21 protein-coding genes and 1 pseudogene are annotated in these 24,430 nt (G+C 67.1%); 14 read left to right on the top strand and 8 right to left on the bottom strand.

All coding sequences use genetic code 11. The features are described from left to right. Window positions 1-92 precede the first annotated feature (92 nt). Both hslV and hslU read left to right on the top strand, forming a co-directional pair. Window positions 93-644 carry an ATP-dependent protease subunit HslV gene (gene hslV / locus DFO63_RS09065; RefSeq protein WP_005411093.1) on the top strand — a complete coding sequence of 184 codons (552 nt, stop codon included), beginning with the start codon at window positions 93-95 and terminating at the stop codon, window positions 642-644. A gap of 103 nt (window positions 645-747) precedes the next feature. Next, complete coding sequence (gene hslU / locus DFO63_RS09060; protein WP_014038532.1) at window positions 748-2,121, top strand: ATP-dependent protease ATPase subunit HslU; 1,374 nt, start codon at window positions 748-750, stop codon at window positions 2,119-2,121. Between the two features lie 95 nt (window positions 2,122-2,216). On the opposite strand, the gene DFO63_RS09055 is transcribed toward hslU, so the two are convergent. The 3 genes from DFO63_RS09055 to smeT are packed head-to-tail and all read right to left on the bottom strand — an operon-like array spanning window position 2,217 to window position 4,410. Further along, entirely contained in the window at window positions 2,217-3,209 is a 993-nt protein-coding gene (locus DFO63_RS09055) for a Gfo/Idh/MocA family oxidoreductase (RefSeq protein ID WP_049443703.1), read from the bottom strand. A gap of 35 nt (window positions 3,210-3,244) precedes the next feature. Beyond that, entirely contained in the window at window positions 3,245-3,754 is a 510-nt protein-coding gene (locus DFO63_RS09050; RefSeq protein ID WP_049443701.1) for a MepB family protein, read from the bottom strand. Continuing rightward, the gene (gene smeT, locus DFO63_RS09045) at window positions 3,751-4,410 is read right to left on the bottom strand and encodes an efflux transporter SmeDEF transcriptional repressor SmeT (RefSeq protein ID WP_005419430.1); all 660 of its coding nucleotides are present in this window, start codon (window positions 4,408-4,410) and stop codon (window positions 3,751-3,753) included. Before smeT ends, DFO63_RS09050 begins: the two co-directional genes overlap by 4 nt. Window positions 4,411-4,637: 227 nt before the next feature. Between smeT and smeD the strand changes: the two genes are divergently transcribed. Genes smeD through smeF form a run of 3 tightly spaced genes read left to right on the top strand, consistent with a single transcriptional unit; the run spans window position 4,638 to window position 10,415 of the window. After that, window positions 4,638-5,822 carry a multidrug efflux RND transporter periplasmic adaptor subunit SmeD gene (gene smeD / locus DFO63_RS09040; protein WP_049443698.1) on the top strand — a complete coding sequence of 395 codons (1,185 nt, stop codon included), beginning with the start codon at window positions 4,638-4,640 and terminating at the stop codon, window positions 5,820-5,822. A gap of 12 nt (window positions 5,823-5,834) precedes the next feature. After that, window positions 5,835-8,957: a multidrug efflux RND transporter permease subunit SmeE gene (smeE, locus tag DFO63_RS09035; RefSeq protein ID WP_049443696.1), complete on the top strand. Its 3,123-nt coding sequence runs from the start codon at window positions 5,835-5,837 to the stop codon at window positions 8,955-8,957. Window positions 8,958-9,014: 57 nt separating this feature from the next. After that, the gene (gene smeF / locus DFO63_RS09030) at window positions 9,015-10,415 is read left to right on the top strand and encodes a multidrug efflux RND transporter outer membrane subunit SmeF (protein WP_119006793.1); all 1,401 of its coding nucleotides are present in this window, start codon (window positions 9,015-9,017) and stop codon (window positions 10,413-10,415) included. 82 nt (window positions 10,416-10,497) lie between these two features. On the opposite strand, the gene DFO63_RS09025 is transcribed toward smeF, so the two are convergent. The 4 genes and pseudogenes from DFO63_RS09025 to DFO63_RS09010 form a co-directional block, all read right to left on the bottom strand. Continuing rightward, entirely contained in the window at window positions 10,498-10,920 is a 423-nt protein-coding gene (locus DFO63_RS09025; protein WP_014038527.1) for a low affinity iron permease family protein, read from the bottom strand. 76 nt (window positions 10,921-10,996) lie between these two features. Then, a complete protein-coding gene (locus DFO63_RS09020) occupies window positions 10,997-11,323 on the bottom strand; it encodes a hypothetical protein (protein WP_014038526.1) in 327 nt (108 codons plus the stop codon). A gap of 74 nt (window positions 11,324-11,397) precedes the next feature. Then, window positions 11,398-11,660: pseudogene (locus DFO63_RS09015) on the bottom strand (hypothetical protein). A 199-nt stretch (window positions 11,661-11,859) separates the two neighbouring features. Then, window positions 11,860-12,312: a nucleoside deaminase gene (locus DFO63_RS09010; RefSeq protein ID WP_005419409.1), complete on the bottom strand. Its 453-nt coding sequence runs from the start codon at window positions 12,310-12,312 to the stop codon at window positions 11,860-11,862. A gap of 81 nt (window positions 12,313-12,393) precedes the next feature. On the opposite strand from DFO63_RS09010, the gene ubiE reads away from it, so the two are divergent. From ubiE to DFO63_RS08990, 4 genes are all read left to right on the top strand, one after another. After that, window positions 12,394-13,155, top strand: coding sequence for a bifunctional demethylmenaquinone methyltransferase/2-methoxy-6-polyprenyl-1,4-benzoquinol methylase UbiE (gene ubiE, locus DFO63_RS09005; RefSeq protein WP_006471026.1), 762 nt, complete (start codon window positions 12,394-12,396; stop codon window positions 13,153-13,155). Between the two features lie 255 nt (window positions 13,156-13,410). Next, window positions 13,411-15,378, top strand: a complete 1,968-nt coding sequence (locus DFO63_RS09000; protein ID WP_119006792.1) for a M1 family metallopeptidase — start codon at window positions 13,411-13,413, stop codon at window positions 15,376-15,378. A gap of 86 nt (window positions 15,379-15,464) precedes the next feature. Further along, window positions 15,465-16,196 carry a hypothetical protein gene (locus tag DFO63_RS08995; RefSeq protein WP_049443690.1) on the top strand — a complete coding sequence of 244 codons (732 nt, stop codon included), beginning with the start codon at window positions 15,465-15,467 and terminating at the stop codon, window positions 16,194-16,196. Next, window positions 16,196-16,819: an HAD family hydrolase gene (locus tag DFO63_RS08990; protein WP_049443688.1), complete on the top strand. Its 624-nt coding sequence runs from the start codon at window positions 16,196-16,198 to the stop codon at window positions 16,817-16,819. Before DFO63_RS08995 ends, DFO63_RS08990 begins: the two co-directional genes overlap by 1 nt. Window positions 16,820-16,962: 143 nt before the next feature. Here DFO63_RS08990 and DFO63_RS08985 read toward each other — a convergent pair whose 3' ends face one another. After that, the gene (locus DFO63_RS08985) at window positions 16,963-17,901 is read right to left on the bottom strand and encodes a carbohydrate kinase family protein (protein WP_049443686.1); all 939 of its coding nucleotides are present in this window, start codon (window positions 17,899-17,901) and stop codon (window positions 16,963-16,965) included. Window positions 17,902-18,184: 283 nt separating this feature from the next. Here DFO63_RS08985 and DFO63_RS08980 point away from each other — a divergent pair, with 283 nt between their 5' ends. The 5 genes from DFO63_RS08980 to rodA all read left to right on the top strand — a co-directional run bounded on the left by DFO63_RS08980 (window position 18,185) and on the right by rodA (window position 24,405). Continuing rightward, window positions 18,185-19,231: a rod shape-determining protein gene (locus DFO63_RS08980; protein WP_005419402.1), complete on the top strand. Its 1,047-nt coding sequence runs from the start codon at window positions 18,185-18,187 to the stop codon at window positions 19,229-19,231. 121 nt (window positions 19,232-19,352) lie between these two features. Next, entirely contained in the window at window positions 19,353-20,735 is a 1,383-nt protein-coding gene (gene mreC, locus DFO63_RS08975) for a rod shape-determining protein MreC (RefSeq protein WP_119006791.1), read from the top strand. Beyond that, window positions 20,732-21,217: a rod shape-determining protein MreD gene (gene mreD / locus DFO63_RS08970; protein ID WP_005419400.1), complete on the top strand. Its 486-nt coding sequence runs from the start codon at window positions 20,732-20,734 to the stop codon at window positions 21,215-21,217. Before mreC ends, mreD begins: the two co-directional genes overlap by 4 nt. Before the next feature lie 3 nt (window positions 21,218-21,220). Continuing rightward, entirely contained in the window at window positions 21,221-23,296 is a 2,076-nt protein-coding gene (gene mrdA, locus DFO63_RS08965; protein ID WP_049443684.1) for a penicillin-binding protein 2, read from the top strand. Further along, window positions 23,293-24,405, top strand: coding sequence for a rod shape-determining protein RodA (gene rodA / locus DFO63_RS08960; protein WP_049443682.1), 1,113 nt, complete (start codon window positions 23,293-23,295; stop codon window positions 24,403-24,405). The genes mrdA and rodA overlap by 4 nt, the downstream gene beginning before the upstream one ends. The last annotated feature ends 25 nt before the right edge of the window (window positions 24,406-24,430 follow it).

The following is a 24,430-nucleotide window of genomic DNA, read 5'->3' as shown; positions in this document are numbered from 1 at the left end:
GGCGCCACCAAGCGCTGAACGGCAGCCATCCGCGCAGGCTTGATCGCACCCGGCGCTGTCCCCATCTCCCGTGAACAGCTATCGGAGGCCGCATGGACCCCAGTCAGAACCCCAACGTTTTCCACGCCACCACCATCGTCTGCGTCCGTCGCGGCGAGCACGTGGCCATTGCCGGCGACGGCCAGGTCACGCTGGGCCACACCGTGATGAAGGGCAATGCGCGCAAGGTGCGCCGCCTCGGTCGTGACGGCCAGGTGCTGGCCGGCTTCGCCGGTGCCGCCGCCGATGCCTTCACCCTGTTCGAACTGTTCGAGGCCAAGCTGGAAAAGCATGGCCAGCTGCAGCGCGCTGCGGTCGAGCTGGCCAAGGATTGGCGCACCGAGCGCCGCCTCGGCAAGCTTGAGGCCCTGCTGGCGGTGGCCGACAAGGAAACCTCGCTGATCATCAGCGGCACCGGTGATGTGATCGAGCCGGAGGACGGCATCATCGCCATCGGTTCCGGTGGTTCCTACGCACTCTCGGCCGCGCGCGCACTGATGGCGCACACCGAACTGGATGCGCGCACCATCGCCAGCGAAGCGATCGGCATCGCCGGCGACATCTGCATCTACACCAACCGCAACGTGGTGGTCGAGGAGCTGTGAGGGTTGTGCCGGCCGATGGCCGGCAACCTCATGAGCCCGGACACACGTGCCTGGTTGCCGGCCAGCGGCCGGCACGACCGACAACGCATTCGTGAGCACATCCATGTCGAAGATCGAAGTTTCCTCCGCCACCATGACCCCGCGCGAGATCGTGCAGGAACTGGACCGGCACATCGTCGGCCAGCACGACGCCAAGCGCGCCGTGGCGATCGCCCTGCGCAACCGCTGGCGCCGCATGCAGCTGGTGCCTGAGCTGCGCAATGAAGTGATGCCGAAGAACATCCTGATGATCGGCCCGACCGGCGTCGGCAAGACCGAGATCGCACGTCGCCTGGCCACCCTGGCCAACGCGCCGTTCGTGAAGGTCGAAGCGACCCGCTTCACCGAAGTCGGCTACGTCGGCAAGGACGTCGAGCAGATCATCCGCGACCTGGCCGATACCGCGGTCAAGCTGTACCGCGAACAGGCCAAGGTGCGCGTGCGTACCCAGGCCGAAGAGCGTGCCGAAGACCGTATCCTCGATGCGCTGCTGCCGCGCCGCAGCGGTGGCATCGGTTTTGATCCGGAAGTCGCCCGCAACGAACCGTCGGCGCAGGACAACGAGACCCGCATCAAGTTCCGCAAGATGCTGCGCAATGGTGAGCTGGACGAACGCGAGATCGAACTCGACCTGGCTGCCAACGTCAGCATGGACATCATGACCCCGCCGGGCATGGAGGAAATGGGCCAGCAGCTGAAGTCGATGTTCGCCAACCTTGGCGGCGGCGCCAAGGCGCACAAGCGCACGCTGACCATCAAGGCTGCACGTCCGCTGCTGATCGAGGAAGAAGCCGGCAAGCTGGTCAACGAGGACGACATCCGCACTGCCGCGATCGAGGCCTGCGAGCAGCACGGCATCGTCTTCATCGACGAGATCGACAAGGTCGCCAAGCGTGGTGACAACGTGGGCGGTGGCGACGTGTCCCGCGAAGGCGTGCAGCGCGACCTGCTGCCGCTGGTGGAAGGCTCCAACGTGTCGACCAAGTACGGCACGATCAAGACCGACCACATCCTGTTCATTGCGTCGGGCGCGTTCCACCTGGCCAAGCCCAGCGATCTGATTCCGGAGCTGCAGGGCCGCTTCCCGATCCGCGTTGAACTGGGAGCGCTGAGCAAGGGTGATTTCGTGCGCATCCTGACCGAGCCGAAGGCCGCGCTGACCAAGCAGTACGAAGCACTGCTGGCCACCGAAGGCGTCAAGGTCAGCTTCACCGCCGACGCCATCGATCGCCTGGCCGAGATCGCCTTCCAGGTGAATGAGCGCCAGGAAAACATCGGTGCGCGTCGCCTGCATACGGTGCTGGAGCGCCTGCTGGATTCACTCAGCTACGAAGCGCCGGACCGCGACGGCGAAACCCTGGCCATCGACAGCGCCTACGTCGATGCCCACCTGGGTGAGCTGGTGCAGGACCCGGACCTGAGCCGCTACATCCTGTAACGCCCGATGGGGTCGGATCCCTCGCCGTGGCGAGGGCTCTGACCCGCTCGCTGCAACAGAAAAGGCCGCCGCAAGGCGGCCTTTTTCCTGTGCGGTCAGCGTGATTGCCGCGCGCGGTAGGCCTGCAGCACCTGGTCGATCACCGCACTGGTGCGGGCGGCGCTGATGCCGTTCGAGGGCGAGCGCCCGTTGCCGCGCAGTTCGTCCACGAGGGAGGCAATCAACGGTTGCTGGATCGACGGCGGGTTGGGGATGTCGAACGTCTGCACGCCGGCTTCGGTTTCCAGCTCCATCGGAACGTCCTCGAAGGTGGCAAAGCGCAGCTGCCCACGGTCGCCGGTGATCTCGATCTCATCCTGGCGGCGGAACGCGCAGAAGCTCCATTGCGCGATGCCGTGAGCACCCGTCCCGGTGCGGAAGCACATCGAGACGCTGTCCTCGGCGGCGTAGGCGCCGGTCAACGAACTGGCCAGGCCACGCACATCGCTCAGCGGCCCCAGCAGATGATCCAGCAGGTCCAGGGTGTGCGAGCCCAGGTCGACGAACAGGCCGCCGCCGGCGATCGCCGGATTGGTCCGCCAGAAGTCAGGCGATGCGGCATTCGCCGAATGCGGCCGATGCAGGGTCGCGCGCACGCTGCGCGGCGTGCCGATCGCGCCGCTGTCCAGCAACTGCTTCACCTGTGCGAAGCGGGGCAGGGCGCGGCGGTAGTAGGCCACGAATACCGGTACGCCGCTGCGGGCGCTGGCTTCAACGATGCGCTGGCACTCGCCGTGGTCCATGGCCATCGGCTTTTCGATATAGACCGGCTTGCTCGCGGCAATCGCCTGCAATGCGTACTGCATGTGCGTGGAGGGCGGTGTTGCGACGTACACCGCGTTCACCTCCGGATCGGCGATGAGTGCATCGGCGTCCGCGTACCAGCGGGGAATCGCATGGCGCCGCGCATAATCCTCGGCCAATGCGGCATTGCGGCGCATGACCGCTGCCACCCGCGAGCCGGGTATGCTGGCCAGGGCGGGGCCGCTCTTCTTCTCGGTGACGCTGCCGCAGCCGATGAAGCCCCATACCACGTTGTCCAGGATCATCACGATGCGTCCAGAAAAGGGAAGGTCCGCCGGGTTCAACCCAACAGTGAGCGTAATCGATCACCGGCGGAGGCGGAGACATCAGCACCGGTGGGCAGGAAGCAACGAAGCTGCCACTGCCGGGTCCGGATCGCGTCCTTTGCGGTCGGCGTGCTCCACGGCGGATAGACACGGAGGGCGCGCTTTCCGCCCTCGCCATCGCGCGACATCACGCCGCGCTCGATCAGCAGGTCACGACTGAAGATGAACTGCCCGCGCTGTGTTCCGTCGAAGATCGCGATCACCACGAAGTGCACAGCATCGGCTGCATCCAATGGAGCGATATCAGAACCGGGGGCGGGGCGCTTCCACAGGGTTACGAACTGGCCGGTCTTGGTGGGGGTGATCTTCGCGACGCGGAACACGATGCTGTGACCCTCAAGGGCAAAGCGGCAGGCACCGTACTCTGCGCTTTCCGCTTCCGCCACGATCGGTCCGGTCAACTGCAGCCCTGCGGGCAGGTAGAGATCGTGCAGTGCCGCGATGGCGGCAGCAACGCCGCTCATGCTTCCGGCAACGGCTCGGGCACCGTTCCGGGAACGAACACACCGTCCTTCACGTAGGCGGCCAGGGTCATGTCCAGTGCGAGCATGCCGTCGCGCTTGAGGTCCATCAGTTCCGGTTCGACCATTGCCCCGTGCAGCACGCCCAGCACGGTGGCGTGCAGCATGCGTGCGGCGATCTTGGGGTCGGCGCCTTCGCGCAGCTGGCCCAGATCGCGGGCGCGGCGCAGGGCGCGCTCCATCCGGTCCAGCGCATCGCGGAATCCGGCCTGCTGCATCTCGGTCAGCACCTTGGTGTCAGCCGACGCATCGCTGCGCAGCATGATTTCCATGGTCTTGCGCAGGCGCTCGTCCTCGGACAGCTCGATGAACGAGTGGATCATTACCGCGCGCAGGTCGTGCACCGGGGTGTCGCGCTGGTCGGTGGAGGTGCGCTCCAGTTCCTGCATGAAGGGCAGGTGCACGCGCTCGACGATCGCGGCCAGCACCTCGCTCTTGTTCTTGAAGTGCCAGTAGACCGCGCCACGGGTGTAGCCGGCGCGGGCACCGATCATCTCCAGCGTGGTACGGGCCACGCCGTGTTCATGGAAGCAGGCTTCGGCGGCGTCAAGGATGCCTTCCCGGGTTGCCTGGGTGTCCTCTTTGGTCTTGCGGGCCATGGGTGTGGGTACGAGTGCGGGTGAAACGTGGCTGAATTGTACCGGTTTACAAACAAACAAGCATGTATGTATATTTCGCACCCATCATTCCCGTCGTGTGCGTGGCAGGCCGGTCCGGCTCCCACTCCACCCGGGTGGGCGCGATCTGCGGGGCTTTCACCGGAACAAGGGGAAGTCCAGCGGTATCAGCCTCCTCTGAGATTCCTTCCTCCAAGAGCCTTTCCGTCATGTTGCTGAGCCGAATCCGACCCTTTGCACTGTCGCTGGCAATCGCCGCGACCGTGGCTGCCTGCGGCGGCCAACCCCAGGCCCCCGAACAGGGCCCGGGTGACGTCACCGTGGTCACGCTGAAGTCCGAGACCGTGGGCCTGACCCGCGAGCTGCCGGGCCGTACCAATGCCTTCCTGGTCGCCGAAGTGCGCCCGCAGGTCAACGGCATCGTCGCCAAGCGCCTGTTCACCGAGGGCGGCATGGTCAAGGCCGGCGAGGCGCTGTACCAGCTCGACGACGCCAGCTACCGGGCCCAGGCCAACAACGCCCGCGCCCAGCTGGCCCGCGCCGAAGCCACCGCCAATGCCGCCCGCCTGAGTGCCAAGCGCATCACCGAGCTGGCCAAGGTCGATGCGGTCAGCCAGCAGGACCTGGAAAACGCCGTGGCCGCGCAGAAGCAGGCCGAGGCTGACGTCGGGGCCGCCAAGGCTTCGCTGGATGCGGCCAACGTCACCCTGGGCTACGCCCGCATCACCGCGCCGATCAGCGGCCGCATCGGCAAGTCCAGCGTCACCCAGGGTGCGCTGGTCAGCGCCGGCCAGGCCAACGCACTGGCCACCGTGCAGCAGCTGGACCCGATCTATGTCGACCTGACCCAGTCCTCGGCCGAGCTGCTGCAGCTGCGCCGCGAACTGGCCGCCGGCCGCCTGCAGGACAACCAGACCCTGCCGGTCAGCATCCTGATGGAAGACGGCAGCACCTTCGAGCACAAGGGCACGCTGGAGTTCTCCGAAGTCAGCGTCGATCCGACCACCGGCAGCTTCGGCCTGCGCGTGAAGGTGGACAACCCGGACGGCCTGCTGATGCCGGGCATGTACGTGCGTGCGGTGATCGGCGGCGGCGTGCGCAGCGACGCGGTGCTGGTGCCGATGCAGGGCATCGCCCGCGATCCGAAGGGCGACACCACGGCGATGGTGGTCGACAAGGACAACAAGGTCGAAGTGCGCCCGGTCAAGGTCAGCCGCACGGTCGGCGACAAATGGCTGGTCGAGGACGGTCTGAAGGCTGGTGACAAGGTCATCGTCGAAGGCCTGCAGAAGATCGGCCCCGGCATGCCGGTCAAGGCCACCGAGAAGGGCGCTGCTCCGGCCAAGCCGGCAGCGGCCGCCCAGCCTGCCGCCCCGGCCGGCGACGCGAAGTAAGCGGAGAACCCCATGGCACGCTTTTTCATCGATCGACCCATCTTCGCGTGGGTGATCGCCATCATCATCATGCTCGCCGGCGGCCTGGCCCTGTTCAAGCTGCCGGTCTCGATGTATCCCAACGTCGCACCGCCGGCGGTGGAAATCAGCGCCACCTATCCGGGTGCATCGGCCAAGGTGGTCGAGGACTCGGTGACGCAGATCATCGAGCAGAACATGAAGGGCCTTGATGGCCTGATCTACTTCTCCTCCAACAGCTCGTCCAACGGCCAGGCCACCATCACCCTGACCTTCGAGAGCGGCACCAACCCGGACATCGCCCAGGTGCAGGTGCAGAACAAGCTGCAGCTGGCCATGCCGCTGCTGCCGCAGGAAGTGCAGCGGCAGGGCATCAACGTGGCCAAGTCCAGCTCGGGCTTCCTGAACGTCATCGCGTTCGTGTCCGAGAACGGCAGCATGGATGCCAACGACATCGCCGACTACGTCGGTTCCAATGTCGTCGACCGTCTCAGCCGTGTGCCGGGCGTGGGCAACATCCAGGTGTTCGGTGGCAAGTACGCCATGCGCATCTGGCTGGACCCGAACAAGCTGCACACCTATGGCCTGTCGGTGCCGGAAGTGACCGCCGCGATCAAGGCGCAGAACGCCCAGGTGGCCATCGGCCAGCTCGGCGGTGCGCCGTCGGTGAAGGGCCAGCAGCTCAACGCCACGATCAACGCGCAGTCGCGCCTGCAGACCCCGGAACAGTTCCGCAACATCATCGTGCGCGGTGCGCAGGACGGTGCCGAACTGCGCCTGGGCGATGTCGCCCGCGTCGAGCTGGGTGCCGAGTCCTATGACTTCGTCACCCGCTACAACGGCCAGCCGGCCAGCGGCCTGGCGGTCACCCTGGCCACCGGCGCCAACGCGCTGGATACCGCAGCCGGCGTGGATGCCGCGCTGCAGGACATGAAGAGCTTCTTCCCGGCCGGCCTGAAGGCCGAGATCCCGTACGACACCACCCCGTTCGTGCGCGTGTCGATCAAGGGCGTGGTGCAGACCCTGATCGAAGCGATCGTGCTGGTGTTCGTGGTGATGTACCTGTTCCTGCAGAACTTCCGCGCCACCCTGATCCCGACCATCGCCGTGCCGGTGGTGCTGCTGGGTACCTTCGGCGTGCTGGCGATGCTGGGCTTCTCGGTGAACATGCTGACCATGTTCGCGATGGTGCTGGCGATCGGCCTGCTGGTGGACGATGCCATCGTGGTGGTGGAGAACGTCGAGCGCATCATGTCCGAGGAAGGGCTGTCGCCGCTCGAAGCGACCCGCAAGTCGATGGGCCAGATCACCGGCGCACTGGTGGGTATCGGCCTGGTGCTGTCGGCGGTGTTCGTGCCGATGGCCTTCATGAGCGGCTCCACCGGCGTGATCTATCGCCAGTTCTCGGCCACGATTGTTTCTGCGATGGCCTTGTCGGTGCTGGTGGCGATCGTGCTGACCCCGGCGCTGTGCGCGACCATGCTCAAGCCGCTGAAGAAGGGTGAGCACCACGTCGCACACAAGGGCTGGTCCGGTCGTTTCTTCAATGGTTTCAACCGCGGCTTTGACCGTACCAGTGAAAGCTACCAGCGCGGCGTGCGCGGCATCATCCACCGTCCGTGGCGCTTCATGGGCATCGTGGCGGCACTGTTCGTGCTGATGGGCGTGCTGTTCGTGCGCCTGCCCAGCTCGTTCCTGCCCAACGAAGACCAGGGCGTACTGATGGCGCTGGTGCAGGCCCCGGTCGGCGCCACTCAGGAACGTACGCTGGAATCGATCGCGGCACTGGAAAACCACTTCCTGCAGAACGAGAAGGATGCGGTGGACTCGGTGTTCTCGGTGCAGGGTTTCAGCTTCGCCGGCATGGGCCAGAACGCCGGCATGGCCTTCGTCAAGCTGAAGGACTGGAGCGAGCGTGACGCCAACAACGGCGTGATGCCGATCACCGGTCGTGCCATGGCGGCACTGGGACAGATCAAGGATGCCTTCATCTTCGCCTTCCCGCCGCCGGCCATTCCGGAACTGGGTACCGCTTCGGGCTACACCTTCTTCCTGAAGGACAACAGCGGCCAGGGCCACGAGGCACTCGTCGCCGCGCGCAACCAGCTGCTGGGCCTCGCCGCCGGCAGCAAGAAGCTGGCCAACGTGCGCCCGAACGGCCAGGAAGACACGCCGCAGTTCCGCATCGATATCGACGCGGCCAAGGCGACCTCGCTGGGGCTGTCGATCGACCAGATCAACGGCACGCTGGCCGCCGCGTGGGGCAGCTCGTACATCGATGACTTCGTCGATCGCGGCCGCGTCAAGCGTGTGTTCGTGCAGGCCGACCAGGCGTTCCGCATGGTGCCGGAGGACTTTGATCTCTGGTCCGTGAAGAACGACAAGGGCGAGATGGTGCCGTTCAGTGCGTTTGCCACCAAGCACTGGGACTACGGCTCGCCGCGCCTGGAACGCTACAACGGCGTGTCGGCGATGGAAATCCAGGGCGAACCGGCCCCGGGCGTGGCCTCCGGTGATGCCATGGCCGAGATCGAACAGCTGGCCAAGCAGCTGCCGCAGGGCTTCGGCATCGAGTGGACGGCGATGTCCTACCAGGAGCGCCAGGCCGGCTCGCAGACGCCGCTGCTGTACACGCTGTCGCTGATGATCGTGTTCCTGTGCCTGGCCGCGATGTACGAAAGCTGGAGCGTGCCGACCGCGGTGCTGCTGGCGGCCCCGCTGGGTATCCTCGGCGCGGTGCTGGCCAACACCTTCAAGGGCCTGGAGCGCGACATCTACTTCCAGGTGGCGATGCTGACCACGGTGGGCCTGACCAGCAAGAACGCGATCCTGATCGTCGAGTTCGCCAAGGAAAACCTGGAGAAGGGCGCCAGCCTGATCGAGTCGATCATGCATGCCGTGCGCGACCGCCTGCGCCCGATCGTGATGACCTCGCTGGCCTTCGGCATGGGCGTGGTACCGCTGGCGATCTCCACCGGTGCCGGCTCCGGCGCCAAGCAGGCGATCGGCACCGGCGTGCTCGGCGGAATGATCGTCGGCACCGTGCTCGGCGTGTTCTTCGTACCGCTGTTCTTCGTGGTGGTGCAGCGCCTGTTCAAGCGCAAATCCTCGACGTAAGCGAAACGGTCGTGCCGGCCGCTGGCCGGCACGACCTCCTGCCATCCGGCAGTACCGATGGAAGTCATTCCCATGAAAAGTGCATCCCTGTTCCTTTCCATCGCCGCCGCGCTCGCGCTGGGCGGCTGCTCCACCCTGGCACCGAAGGACACCGCCGTCGCTCCGGCCATTCCGGCGCAGTGGCCGGCCGAGGCCACGCAGGGCCAGGTGGCCGATGTCGCCGCCGTCGGCTGGCGCGATTTCTTCACCGATGCGCGCCTGCAGCAGGTGATCGACCAGTCGCTGCAGAACAACCGCGACCTGCGCGTGGCCGTGCTCAATGTTGAACGCGCGCGCGGCCAGTACCGCGTGCAGCGCGCCGACCGCGTGCCCGGCGTGGCCGTCACCGGCCAGATGCAGCGCCAGGGCACCGACGCCGGTGTCACCGAGCAGTTCACCGCCGGTGTCGGCGTGGCCGAGTTCGAGCTGGACCTGTTCGGCCGCGTGCGCAATCTCAGTGAAGCGGCGCTGCAGCAGTACTTCGCCGTGGCCGCCAACCGCCGCAACGCGCAGCTGAGCCTGGTGGCCGAGACCGCGACGGCGTGGCTGACCTATGGCGCCGATGCGCAGCGGCTGAAGATCGCCGACGCCACGCTGAAGACCTACGAGGACTCGCTGCGCCTGGCCGAAGCCCGCCACGAGCGTGGTGGCAGTTCGGCGCTGGAACTGACCCAGACCCGTACCCTGGTCGAGACCGCGCGCACCGATGCCGCGCGCCTGCGCGGGCAGCTGGCGCAGGACCGCAACGCACTGGCGCTGCTGGCCGGTGGCCAGCTGGATCCGACGCTGCTGCCGGACAGCATCGAACCGCAGCTGCTGGCGCTGGCACCGCCGCCGGCCGGCCTGCCCAGCGACGTGCTGCTGCAGCGCCCGGACATCATGGCTGCCGAACACCAGCTGCTGGCCGCCAATGCCAACATCGGCGCGGCACGTGCGGCGTTCTTCCCGAGCATCTCGCTGACCGGCAGCATCGGCAGCGGCTCGAGCGAACTGTCCAACCTGTTCGACAGCGGCACCCGCGTGTGGAGCTTCCTGCCGAAGATCACCCTGCCGATCTTCCAGGGTGGCAAGCTGCGCGCCAACCTGGCCATCGCCAATGCGGACCGTGACATCGCGCTGGCGCAGTACGAGAAGTCGATCCAGGTGGGCTTCCGCGAAACGGCCGATGCGCTGGCATTGAATGTCAGCCTGGATGAGCAGGTGAGTTCACAGCAGCGCCTGGTGGAAGCGGCCGAACAGGCCAACCGCCTGTCGCAGGCACGCTACGACGCTGGCCTGGACAGCTTCGTGACCCTGCTTGATGCGCGGCGTACCGCCTACAACGCGCAGCAGACCCAGCTGCAGGCGCAGCTGGCGCAGCAGGCCAACCGCATCACCCTGTACAAGGTGCTGGGTGGCGGCTGGCACGAGCGCAGCTGAGAGAAGCCGGCCAGCGGCCGGCTCTACCCGGATGATCGATGGTAGTGCCGGCCGCTGGCCGGCAGTGTCATTCCAGGGCCAGCTACACCGCCTCATCGTCGCGCCGCGCCACATGGCAGGCGCGCACCCGCGCCAGCGCGTCGCCGGCTTCGCGGGCCATCTGCTCGTACTCGCGGCGGATCTCTTCCAGCCGCTCTTCGTCCAGTTCTTCCAGATCCAACAGTTCGTTGTTGGCCTCTGCGGTGGCACGGATCAGCTCGTCGAGCTTGATCTGCATCGCGGCGGTATCCGCGTTCTGCGTGTGCTGGATCAGGAACACCATCAGGAAGGTGATGATGGTGGTACCGGTGTTGATCACCAGCTGCCAGGTGTCGTTGAAACCGAACACCGGACCGCTGATGCCCCAGATCACCACGATCGCTACCGCAGCCAGGAAGGTCCACGGCGAACCGGTGGCGGCCGCGGCCTTCTTGGCGATCGTATTGAACAGATTGCGTGCTTTCATCGTCGTCGTCCCACTCAGGTGACGAGGATGATCGGCAGTGGCTCGTGCAGGGGCCGTGCAGCCGTCGCGAGGCAGCTCAGGCGCGCAGGCGCGGCGCGTCCTGCAGGCGCACCGGGCTGGTCTGGTAGACGTGCTGCCAGCAACGGTCGACGAATTCGCGGGCCTGGGCTTCGCTCAGGCGCGGCATGATCTGCAGTGCGTACTGGGTCTGGAACATCTCGTCGCGCTGCGCATTGCTGGCGCGCGGCTGGGTGATCAGCGAATCGCAGGCAAACTTGATCCATGGCACGTACGAGCCGAACGAGTTGTGCGGCAGTGCGCCGTCGGCATGCTGGCGGCGCCAGTGGTCAAGTTCGGCGTCAACGTTGATGACCGGGGGAATGGTGGGGACTTCGGCGTGCATGTCGATCCAATCGGTTGAAGTGGATGGGAGTGGGGGTTCATCGCAGTGTGGCGTATGCGCCGGTGCAAGCCGTGTCAGCGCGGCGTGGAGCCGGCGTTGCGATTGCCTATCAATTGCGCGTGCTCGACCGCACCGAGGTCTTCGGCGATGTCGGCCATCGCGTTGCACAGAGGCGCTCATGGTCGAGCGGATGGCCACGCACCAGTTCCAGCTGCAGGCCCTGGTAGGCGGTCCAGAACAGCGCGCCGCGCTGGTGCAGCGCGTACTGCTGCTGCAGGCGTTCGCGGATGGCATCGAGAACCGGGTCGGGCGTAGGGCGAACGGCGTGCGCGCACATGGCTGGCTCCGCCGGGGGGAGAAGGCCCCGGTAACCCCACCCTAGGCGCGTTGCCCGGGTGGGGTGTTACCGCTGTGTATGCAGGCCTGGCAGCTGACTGTGCACGGGTTCACGGCAATGGCCGCAAACGCTGCCGGGACAAGGGTGTGCCGGCACTGAAGCGTTCATTAAGCGGGTTCAACAGTACGCTGCGTGGTGCTCATTCACCGATGTCTTCGTTCCAGATGTCCGGATGGCGGCTGATGAAGTCGCCGAGCAGGTCGACGCATTCCTGGTTGTCGAGGTCGATCACGTTGACGCCGTTCTCGCGCAGCCAGTCGATGCCGCCCTGGAAGGTGCGCGATTCGCCCACCACCACGGTGCCGATGTTGAACTGGCGGACCAGGCCCGAGCAGTACCAGCACGGGGCCAGGGTGGTGACCATGATGGTGTCCTGATAGCGGCGCTGGCGGCCGGCCTTGCGGAAGGCGTCGGTCTCGCCATGCACGGAGGGGTCGCCTTCCTGCACGCGGCGGTTGTGGCCACAGCCGAGCAGGCGGCCGTCGTTGTGGTACAGCGCCGCGCCGATCGGTACGCCGCCTTCGGCCAGGCCCTGGCGGGCTTCGGCGATGGCGGTTTGCAGCAGGGCCTGGTAGTCGGGCGTGGTGATCATGCGGGGGCTCCGGTAAGTCGTGGCCCGCCATGATACGGGCAGGGGGTGCCGCTGGCCCCCGGCGGTGCGATAATCGGGGCCATGAGCGAATCCCCCTACAAAGCCGGTACCACCCATTTCGGGTTCCGCGACGTCGCCGCCAAGGACAAGCAGAAGCTGGTCGGCCAGGTGTTCACCTCGGTCGCGCGTAACTACGACCTGATGAACGACCTGATGAGCCTGGGCGTGCACCGGGCGTGGAAGCGCTACTACGTGGCGACCGCGCAGGTGAAGCCGGGCGACCGCGTGCTCGACCTGGCCGGCGGCACCGGCGACATCGCCGCCCTGCTGAAGGAGCGCGTCGGCGCCGAGGGCTCGGTGGTGCTGGGCGACATCAACGCCGGCATGCTGTCGGTCGGCCGTGACCGCCTGACCAACCGCGGCCTGGTGCTCGGCCTGGACTACGTGCAGTGCAACGCCGAAGCCCTGCCGTTCCCGGACAACAGCTTCGACCTGGTCACGATTGCCTTTGGCCTGCGCAACGTGACCGACAAGGACGCTGGCCTGCGCGAGATGTACCGCGTGCTGAAGGTGGGCGGCCAGGCCCGCGTGCTGGAGTTCTCCGAAGTCACCGCGGACTGGTTCAAGCCGATCTACGACTTCCACTCGTTCAGGATCCTGCCCAAGCTGGGCAAGCTGTTCGCCAACGATTCGGACAGCTACCAGTACCTGGCCGAGAGCATCCGCAAGCACCCACCGCAGGATGAACTGAAGGCGATGATGGGGCAGGCCGGTTTCGAGCGCTGCCACTACAAGAACCTGACCGGCGGCATCGTTTCGATCCACTCCGGCTACAAGCTGTAAAGCGTGTGGGGCCGCCGGGCATGGCCCGGCGCTACCTGTTCTGGTAGGTGCCAACCTTGGTTGGCACACGCTTGCACCGGGCGCTGACACATCCGTGCCAACCAAGGTTGGCACCTACCTGTGGATGCCGACCTTGGTTGGCATGTGCGGGAGGCGCAGGATCAGCCCCGCCCGCCATTACCCCGCACCGCGCAACGCCTGCGGGGCCGCAGGGAGGTACCATTGGGGGTCTGATCCCCGTAACGGTCCCGATTCATGCGTAATCCGCTGATGCTCCTTCCGCTGGCCGTGGCCCTGGCCGCCGGCTGCTCCCAGGAGGCGGCCGCGCCCGCCGCCGCCCCGACTGCCGCAAAGGCTCCCGCCGCCCCCGTGAACGCCGAGAACCGCAGCCACGACGAAAGCTCGTACGCCGAGCCGGACAAGGTCGTCATCAAGGACATCGCGCTGGATCTGAAGCTGGACTTCGACCAGAAGCAGATCGGCGGCACCGCCACCTACACCCTGGAATGGAAGCAGAAGGATGCCAAGCAGCTGGTGCTCGACACCCGCGAGCTGACCGTGTCCAAGGTCGAGGCCGTCGCCGCCGATGGCGCGCGCAGCGCGCTGAAGTTCGAGCTGGCCCCGGTCGACAAGGTGTTCGGCAGCAAGCTGACCATCGAGGCCCCGGAACAGCCGGCCAAGGTGGAAGTGACCTACCACACCGCACCGACCGCTTCGGGCCTGCAGTGGCTGGCGCCGTCGATGACCGAGGGCAAGAAGCTGCCCTTCATGTTCAGCCAGTCGCAGGCGATCCACGCCCGTTCCTGGGTGCCGCTGCAGGACACCCCGAGCGTGCGCTTCACCTACAGCGCGCACGTGGTCTCGCGCCCGGACGTGATGGTGCTGATGAGCGCCGACAACGATCCGAAGGCCGCGCGTGACGGTGACTACACCTTCAAGATGCCGCAGCCGATTCCGTCGTACCTGCTGGCCATCGCCGCCGGTGACCTGGTGTTCGAGCCGATCTCCGGCCGCTCCGGCGTCTGGGCCGAGCCGACCATGGTCAACAAGGCCGCCAAGGAATTCGAAGACACCGAGAAGATGATCGGTGCCGCCGAGAAGCTGTACGGCGAATACCGCTGGGGCCGCTACGACATGCTGGTGCTGCCGCCGTCGTTCCCGTTCGGCGGCATGGAGAACCCGCGCCTGACCTTCGCCACCCCGACCGTGATCGTCGGTGACAAGTCGCTGGTCTCGCTGGTCGCACACGAACTGGCGCACAGCTGGTCGGGCAACCTGGTGACCAACGCCAGCTGGAAGGACATCTGGCTCAATGAAGGCTTCACCACCTACGTCCAGGGCCGCATCACCGAAGCCCTGTACGGCAAGGAGATGGCCGAGATGGAGAAGCAGATCGACCAGACCGACCTGCTGGCCGAAGTGAAGGACATGAGCCCGGCCGACCAGGCGCTGGCGCTGCCGCCGCTGAACGAGCGTGACCCCGACGAAGCCCTCAGCCAGGTGGCCTATGTCAAGGGCTCGTGGTTCCTGGAATTCCTGGAACAGCGCTTCGGCCGCGAGACCTTCGATCCGTTCCTGCGCGGTTGGTTCGATGACCACGCATTCCAGAGCGCGAACACCGACCAGTTCGTCGAGTACATGAAGAAGAACCTGCTGCCGAAGAATCCGTCGGCAGTGACCGAGGCCGAACTGAAGGCATGGCTGGACGAGCCGGGCATTCCGGCGTTCGCGGCCAAGGCGCAGTCGCGCAACTTCAGCAGTGTCGATACCGCGCGCATTGCCTTTGCCAGCGCCGGCACCGTGCCGAGCAGCCAGGTCATCGCCGACTGGAGCACGCAGGAATGGGTGCGCTTCATCGACGGCCTGGGCGCGACCCAGCCGCTGGACAAGCTGGCCACGCTGGACAAGGCGTTCCACTTCACCGGCACCCCGAATGGCGAGATCGCCATGCGCTGGTACCCGCTGGCGATCCGCAGCGGTTACGAGCAGGCCAATGAAGGTGCAGCCGCGTTCATCGAGCGCGTCGGTCGTCGCAAGCTGATCATGCCGATCTACGCCGAACTGGTGAAGACGCCGAAGGGTCTGGAGCTGGCCAAGCAGGCCTTCGAAAAGGCCAAGCCGGGCTACCACCCGATCACCACCGCCTCGGTCCAGGACATGCTGGCCAAGGCCGAAGCCAAGTATGAAGACGCGCCGGGTATCCCCCGGCGCTTTTCTTTGTAGAGTCGAGCCATGCTCGACTGGCTCTTCAACAGCAGTCGAGCATGGCTCGACTCTACAAGAATGCGAAAACACCAAGGACCTCCGCCATGAAACGACTGATCCTGCTCACCGCCTGTGCCCTGGCCCTGGCCGCCTGCAGCAACCCCGAGGAAGAGCGCAAGGCGCAGGAAGCCGCCGCGGCCGCCGTGCAGGCGCAGAAGGAGGCCAAGGCCGAAGACGTGGCCAAGCAGTACGACATGGCCGTGGCCGCGCAGGACTGGGAACGCGCGCGCCTGCATGGCGCCTCGCTGCTGGACCAGTACAAGGACACCGCCGCCGCCGAGCGCATCGCCGCAGGCTTCGACGAGGTCAAGGCCAAGGGCGATGCCGCGCGCGACCTGCGCCGCATGCAGGCGCTGTGGCAGTACAACCAGATCCCGGTAGGCAGCAAGGGCAACCAGGTTTCGGCGCAGATCTACAGCAAGGAACGAGTGGACGTGGATGGCAGCGGCGCCAAGCCGGTGCAGCTGGTGTTCCGCGATCATCCGGAGTGGAAGCGGCATGCCTACCTGGTGCTGCAGGCCGGCGATTTCCGCTGCCCGCAGTGCACGGTGAAGGTGACCGTGGACGACGGCAAGCCGATTTCCATGGCGGCGTGGCGGCCGAAGACCGATGAAGCCATTGCCCTGTTCATCACCGACCAGAAGGCGCTGTGGAAGCTGGCGCGCAAGGGCAAGTCGATCAGCATCGAGTTCCCGGTCAAGGCTGGCGGCACGCGCACGGCCGTGTTCGAAACCGGCGGTGTCGACGCCAGCCGCATGCCGCAGTGGTGGCAGTGATGATCGCGACGGGCAGCGCAGTGCACGCGTTGTCCGCGATCCGGCACTGGGTGTTCGACATGGACGGCACGCTGACGGTGGCCGTGCATGATTTCGCCGCGATCCGCCGCGCGCTGCAGATTGCCGCGGAGGAAGACATCCTCGACCATATCGCAGCGCTGCCGGATGCACCGGCCCAGGCCAAGCGTGAGTGGCTGCTGGATCACGAACGCGCGCTGGCCGAGGACGCACTGCCGGCGCCGGGTGCGGTGAAGCTGCTGCGTGCGCTGGCAGCCGACGGTTGCCGGCTGGGCATCCTGACCCGCAACGATCATGCGCTGGCGAAGCTGACGCTGGACGCGATCGGGGTTGGGGAACTGTTCGACGATGCCGACATCATCGGCCGCGATGAAGCCGTGCCCAAGCCCTCACCGGATGGGCTGCAGCAGCACCTGCGGCATTGGGGCATCGCAGCGTCGGAGGCGGTGATGGTCGGTGACCACGCCTACGACCTCGAGTGTGGCCGCGCCGCGGGCACGCACACCGTGCTGGTCAACCTGCCGGAAAATCCGTGGCCGGGCCGTGCCGACTGGCATTTCGCCGATTGCCGCGACCTGTTGGCCGCTTGGCAGCAGAAGGGGTAGTGCCGGCCGCTGGCCGACAGTGTCGACCAGGGTCGACACCTACCAACAGCATTCCCGATAGCGCATCGGGTGGAAAGCCCCCTTGTTGTTCAAGGGGGCGCGCCGAAGGCGCGGGGATAAGGTGGAATGCGCGAGCAATCTGGTTACGCGCTAAGCGCGTAGCCAAATTGCTGTTTGAACTGCTCGTTGAACTCATCAAAGGTGAAGCGCTGGTTCTGCGTGCCCGGGTGCTCGACCTTCAGCGCGCCCATCAGGTTGCCCATGCGGCCGATGGTCAGCCAGTCGTAGCCCTTCTGGATGCCGTAGATCAGGCCGGCGCGGAAGGCGTCGCCACAGCCGGTCGGGTCGACCACGCGGCGCTCGTGTGCCGGCGGGATGTCGTAGCTCTTTTCCGGGGTGTGGATGACCGCGCCCTTCGGGCCGCGGGTGGTGATGTAGGCCTTCACCCGGCTGACGATCTCCTTCTCGTCCCAGCCGGTGCGTTCCTGCAGCAGGTTCGACTCGTAGTCGTTGACCACCACGTAGTCGGCCTGCTCGATGAAGGCGCGCAGCTCCGGGCCGTTGAACAGCGGCATGGCCTGGCCCGGGTCGAAGATGAACGGAATGCCGTCTTCGTGGAATTCCTGCGCGTTCTGGATCATGCCTTCGCGGCCGTCCGGGCCGACCAGGCCCAGGGTCACGCCCGGCACGCCACGCACGTGGTTCTCGTAGGAACGCATCATCGCGCCCGGGTGGAAGGCGGTGATCTGGTTGTTGTCGTGATCGGTGGTGATGAACGCCTGCGGGGTGAACAGCTCATCGATCACGCGCACGCGCGACAGGTCGATGCCCAGGCCGTCGAAGTATTCGCGGTACGGGCCGAAGTCCGAACCCACGGTGCCCATCGGGATCGGCTGGCCGCCCAGCAGGTGCAGGTTGTAGGCGATGTTGCCGGCGCAGCCGCCGAACTCGCGGCGCATGCGCGGCACCAGGAAGGACACGTTCAGGATGTGCACCTTGTCCGGCAGGATGTGATTCTTGAACTGGTCCGGGAACACCATGATGGTGTCGAAGGCAAGAGAACCACAGATCAGAGCGGACATCGATGTAAGCCTATGCGGTGAATTTTGGGGTGGGCCGGCCCGGTTCAGCGGGCAAGCAAACGGCGCCCTTGGGCGCCCGACGGCGCAAAGGTTACCCGCTGGTGCCGCTCAGGGCCAGAACCGGGTGAGACCCGATCAGGCCGAAAGCCTGTGAAGACGCGGGTTCAGCTAGTTTTTTCCTTGCTCGGCGGCAGGCGGGTTGCTAGGCTTGTCGGCCTCGAATTCTGCCCATTTTTTCGCCATCCCGCGGCGGGCACGACACCCCTCAGGACTCCTTCCTCAGATGTTCAAGAAACTCCGTGGCATGTTCTCCAACGACCTGTCCATCGACCTGGGCACGGCCAACACCCTCATCTACGTGCGCGGGCAGGGGATCGTGCTGAACGAGCCGTCGGTCGTGGCCGTGCGCCAGGACCGTGCCATCGGTGGCACCCGCTCGGTGGCAGCCGTGGGCGCCGAAGCCAAGCAGATGCTGGGCCGTACCCCGGGCCACATCACCACCATCCGCCCGATGAAGGACGGCGTCATCGCCGACTTCACCTACACCGAGGCGATGCTCAAGCACTTCATCAAGAAGGTGCACAAGTCGCGCGTGCTGCGCCCGAGCCCGCGCGTGCTGGTCTGCGTGCCGGCCGGCTCGACCCAGGTCGAGCGCCGCGCGATCAAGGAATCGGCCGAGGAAGCCGGTGCCCGTGACGTGTTCCTGATCGAAGAGCCGATGGCCGCCGCGATCGGCGCCGGCATGCCGGTCACCGAAGCCCGTGGCTCGATGGTCATCGACATCGGCGGCGGCACCACCGAAGTGGCGGTGATCTCGCTCAACGGCATCGTCTATTCGGCCTCGGTCCGCATCGGCGGCGACCGCTTCGACGAGTCGATCACCAACTACGTGCGCCGCAACCACGGCATGCTGATCGGTGAAGCCACCGCCGAGCGCATCAAGGTCGAGCTGGGCTGCGCCTACCCGCAGGCGGAAGTGATCGAGATGGAAATCTCCGGCCGCAACCTCGCCGAGGGCGTGCCGAAGATGATCAAGATCAGCTCCAACGAGGTGCTTGAAGCCCTGCACGAGCCGCTGTCGGGCATCGTCAGCGCGGTCAAGCTGGCGCTGGAGCAGACCCCGCCGGAACTGTGCGCCGACGTCGCCGAGCGCGGCATCGTGCTGACCGGTGGTGGCGCTCTGCTGCGCGACCTGGACCGCCTGATCTCCGAGGAAACCGGCCTGCACGTGCAGGTGGCCGACGATCCGCTGACCTGCGTGGCCCGCGGTGGCGGCCGTGCGCTGGAGCTGGTGGACATGCACGGCAACGAGTTCTTTGCGCCGGAATAAGCCGTCCCGGCCGTTCCTGCCCGCCGCGCCCTTCCGGGGTGCGGCCCGCCGCGATGGCGGGCCGGCACCGGCGGGGCGCCCGCGTGTTTCCCTTCCGCCTTCTGCCAGTTGAATCGTTGCCGTGCCGCCCTACGCCGGTCCTCCCGTTGCCTCCCGATCCGGTGATGCCGCCAGCCCCCTGAGGTTGCTGGCTTACCTCGCATTGGCCATCACCCTGATCGTGCTCGACGACCAGGCCGGCTGGCTGGCGCGCCTGCGCGAGCAGGCCAACAGCCTGGTGCAACCGGTATGGGCGCTGGCTGGCCTGCCCGGCAAGCTCGGCAACCAGGTCAAGGATTCCGCCGCCAGCCACACCCAGCTGGTGACCGAGAACCGCGAACTGCGCAACCAGCTGCTGCTGGCCAACGCGCGCCTGACCCGCCTGCAGACCGCCGCGCTGGACAACGCCCAGCTGCGCGAACTGCTGAACGTGGCCGAGCGCAGTGGCCTGGACGTGCAGCTGGCGCCGATCCTGGACATCGACCTGGACCCGGTGAAGCAGCGGCTGGTGCTTGATGCCGGCACCCGCGAGGGCGTGCATGTCGGCCAGGCGGTGATCGACGCCGGCGGCTTGATGGGGCAGGTGATCAGCGTCACCGGCGGCACCTCCACCGTGCTGCTGCTGACCGACCCCGACCACGCGGTGCCGGTCACCGTGGCCCGCAACGGCGTGCGCCTGATCGTCTACGGCCGCGGCGACAAGCTGGAGCTGCGCGACATTCCGCTCAGCGCCGGCGTGGAAGTGGGCGATGAGATCGTCACCTCCGGCCTCGGCGGGCGCTTCCCGGCCGGCTTCCCGGTCGGCACCATCACCGGCCTGCGCCCGGACGATACCCATGCCTTCCTGGTCGGCGAACTGAAGCCGGCGGCCCAGCTCGACCGCGGCCGCGACGTGCTGTTGCTGCGCCCGGGCGCGGCGATCCGGATTCCGCCGGAACTGCGCCTGCAACTGGAAGCCACCGCGCCGGGCGGCCCGGCCAGCGCCGCTGCCGCGCCGGCGGGAGCCGTGCCTGCGGCAACCACACCGGCCGCCACCGCGCCGGCACCCGTCCCGGCAACGCCTGCACCGGCCGTGGGCCGGTCACCGGCTCCGTCTGCGACGCCGACGGTGGCCCCGGCCTCCTCGCTTGATCCTGCTGCTCCGGTAGTGCCGGCCGCTGGCCGGCAGCAATCCTCGTCTGTGACGAGGAATGCTGCCCCCGCATCCTCCCTTGCCCCCCCGCCTTCGGCGCGCCCCCTTGAACAACAAGGGGGCTCTCCACCCGATGCTGGGTCGGCCCGGGTAGTGCCGGCCGCTGGCCGGCAACCGGCTCCGTCTTCGACGAAGCCGGTTGTCCCCGCATCCTCCCTTACCCCCGCGCCGTCGGCGCGCCCCCCTCAACAAGAGGGGGGCTCTCCCCCGGCCAGCTCCACGGTAGTGCCGGCCGCTGGCCGGCAACCGACCACGCCGGAGGCCCAGCGATGAGCCGTCTGCGAGACAACCCGTGGGTGCTGCCGGCCAGCCTGGTGGTGGCGCTGCTGCTGGGCCTGCTGCCGTTGCCGGCGCTGCTGCAGCCGCTACGCCCGTACTGGCTGGCGCTGGTGCTGGCGTACTGGGTCATCGAGGCGCCCGAGCGTGTCGGCCTGGGCATCGCCTTCGCCAGCGGCGTGGTCGCCGACCTGCTGTACGGCGGCGTGCTGGGCGAACAGGCGCTGCGGCTGGTGATGCTGGCCTTCATCCTGCAGCGCTTCCGCGCCCGCATCCGCTTCTTCCCGATGTCGCAGCAGATGCTGGCCATCGGCGGCCTGCTGTTCAACGACCGCATCGTCAGCGCGCTGGTCCACATCGTGGTGGATGAGCCGACCCTGCCGTGGTCGTACTGGTGGGCACCGCTGCTGGGCATGGGCCTGTGGCCGCTGGTGTTCGTGCTGCTGGACGCGGTGCGCTTCGGCAAGCGCGGGCGCTGAGCCATGATCCCGCGCCGCCAGGTCAAGAACCCGCACGCCGAAGCCGAACAGTTCCGCCGCCGTGCGGCGCTGGGCTTCCTGGGCGTGCTGGTCTGCCTGCTGGGCCTGGGGGGCTGGTACTTCAAGCTGCAGGTGCTGGACCACGACGTCTACGCCACGCGCTCGGAAGCCAACCGCATCAAGCCGCGGCCGGTGGTGCCCGGGCGCGGCATGATCTACGACCGCAACGGCCGCCTGCTGGCCGAGAACGTGCCGGCGTTCCGCCTGGACGTGACGCCGGACAAGGTCAAGGACATGGACGCCACCCTGGAAGGGTTGGCGAAGATCATCAACATCAGCCCGGAAGAGCTGGAAGCGTTCAACAAGTCGCGCAAGGCGCGCCGCAAGTTCCTGCCGGTCACGCTGAAGCTGCGCATGAGCGACGAGGAGATGGCGCGCTTCGCGGTCGACCGCTGGCGCTTCCCCGGCGTCGAGCTGGAGCCCTACCTGACCCGCCGCTATCCCTACGGCGATCTGTTCGCGCACATCATCGGCTACGTCGGCCGCGTCGATGACAAGGACCTGGAGATCCTCGGCGAAGGCAACGCTGCGCTGACCCACATCGGCAAGTCCGGCCTGGAGCGCTATTACGAGCAGCAGCTGCGCGGCAAGGTCGGCTACGAGCAGGTCGAGACCAACGTGCAGGGGCGTGCGATCCGCACCATCGGCCGCGTCGCCGCGCAGTCCGGCGCCGACCTGCGGCTGTCGATCGACGCCGACCTGCAGCGTGCGATGGTCGCAGCCTTCGGTGACCAGGAAGGCTCGGCGGTGGCGATGGACCCGCGCACCGGCGAAGTGCTGGCGATGGTCAGCCTGCCGTCCTACGACCCCAACCTGTTCGTCAACGGCATCTCGCATGCCGACTTCAAGGCGCTGAACGAAAACCCGTCGCGGCCGCAGTTCAACCGCCTGGTGCTCGGTGGCGTCGCCCCCGGTTCCACGCTGAAGCCGCTGATCGGCCTGGCCGGCCTCGATTCGGGCGTGCGCCGCCCGGAAGACAAGGTGCTGTCCACCGGCATGTTCTACCTGCCGGGCACCTCGCGCGGCTGGGGTGACGCCCACCGTGGCGGCCACGGCTGGACAGACCTGCGCAAGTCCATCGCCGAATCGGTCAACACCTATTACTACAAGCTGGCGCTGGATCTGGGCATCGAGCGCTTCGACCATTACATGGAGTACTACGGCTTCGGCCAGCCGACCGGCATCGACCTCACCGGCGAGATCGGCGGCATCCTGCCGTCGCCGGCCTACAAGCGGAAGAGCCGCAAGGAAGCCTGGTACCCCGGCGATACGGTCAACATCAGCATCGGCCAGGGCGACTGGAAGGTCACCCCGCTGCAGCTGGCGCGCGGCGTCAGCGCACTGGCTGACGGCCAGCTGCGCACCCCGCACCTGGTGATCCAGCAGCGCGACGGTTTCGACAGCGACTGGTCGGCGATGCCGGCTGGCGAGAGCAAGCCGGTCAGCCCCAACCCCAACAACGTGCAGGCCGTGCGCGAGGGCATGATGGCGACCATGCGGCCCGGCGGCAGTGGCTGGCGCGTGGCGGTGGGTGCGCCGTACGTGATGGCCGGCAAGACCGGTACCGCGCAGGTCATCAGCCGCAAGGGCACCGCCGCCGTGAATCCGAAGAGCTTGCCGATGCACCTGCGCCACCGCGCGCTGTTCGTCGGCTTCGCGCCGGCGGACAATCCGGTCATCGCGATCGCGGTGGCCGTGGAAGGCGGTGGCTACGGTGGTTCGGCGGCCGCGCCGATCGCCCGCAAGGTGTTCGACGCCTACCTGCTGGGCAAGATGCCCGAAGGCATGCAGCCGCTGGACAGCGAGCGCGGCACCACCGCCATCGGCGCCACCGCGTTCGACAACGAAGACGCCGGCGCGCGCCAGGCTGGCGACCTCGCCGCGGCGCAGCTGGGAGAACATCCGGTGCTGGTCGGCGTGCCTGCGCCGGAACCTGCACCCGCACCGCAGCCGGGTACGCCGGCCGCCGCCGCGCTGCCTGCCACGCCGCGCCCGACCCCTGCGGAGCCAGCACGATGAGAGTGTTCCTGCGCTGGGCCGGCGACATGCTGCGCCGCTTCTTCAGCACGCTGGACTGGGTGCTGTGCCTGGCCCTGGGTGCGCTGATGGTGATCGGCCTGGCGACCTTGAAGAGTGCCGGTGGCGACAGCCTGGTGATGGCGCAGGGCGCGCGTTTCGCGGTGGGCATGGCCGCACTGTGGGGCATCTCGCGGGTGCCGATCCTGCGCATCCGCTCGGCCACGCCGATGATCTACGCGATCTCGATGATCCCGTTGCTGGCGGTGTTCGTGCTGGGCACCGGTAAATATGGCCGGCAGTGGCTGGACCTGAAGTTCTTCTACCTGCAGCCGGCCGAACTGCTGAAGGTCAGCCTGCCGATGATGGTGGCGTGGTACCTGCACAAGATGCCGCTGCCGCCGCGCTTCAGCACCGTGCTGACCGCGCTGGTCATCATCGGCGTGCCCACCGGCCTGGTGATGCTGCAGCCGGACTTCGGTACCGGCGTGCTGATTGCCGCCAGCGGCGTGTTCGTACTGCTGCTGGCGGGCCTGCCGTGGTGGTGGGTCGGCCTGGGCGTGGGTGGCGTGGCCGCGGTCGCGCCGGTGGCCTGGTTCTGGTTGCTGCGGCCGTACCAGAAGGACCGCATCATGATGTTCCTCGACCCGGAGATGGATGCACTGGGTGCCGGCTGGAACATCATCCAGTCGAAGATCGCGATCGGTTCCGGCGGCTTCGATGGCAAGGGCTGGGGCGAGGGCTCGCAGTCGCACCTGAACTTCATTCCCGAACAGACCACCGACTTCGCGTTCTCGGTGCTGAGCGAGGAGTTCGGCTGGATCGGCGTGGCCACCGTGCTGGCGCTGTACCTGGTGGTGATCGGGCGCTGCCTGTGGATCGCCAGCCAGTCGCGCGATTCCTATTCACGCCTGCTGGCCGGCGCCACCGGCCTGGCGTTCTTCGTCTATGTGCTGGTGAATGGCGGGATGATTTCCGGGCTGCTGCCGGTGGTCGGCGTGCCGATGCCGCTGATCAGCTACGGTGGTACCTCGGCGGTCTCGCTGCTGGCCGGTTTCGGCCTGGTGATGGCGGTGCGCAGCCACAATCCGGTGCATGGCGGCTACGGTTGAGTCCGGCGTCGGGGTCAGATCCCTT

The organism is Stenotrophomonas sp. AG209 (assembly GCF_003550055.1).
Classification (GTDB): Bacteria; Pseudomonadota; Gammaproteobacteria; order Xanthomonadales; family Xanthomonadaceae; genus Stenotrophomonas.
The sequence above is the reverse complement of the archived record's forward strand: the minus strand, read 5'-3'. Positions and strand labels throughout refer to the sequence as shown.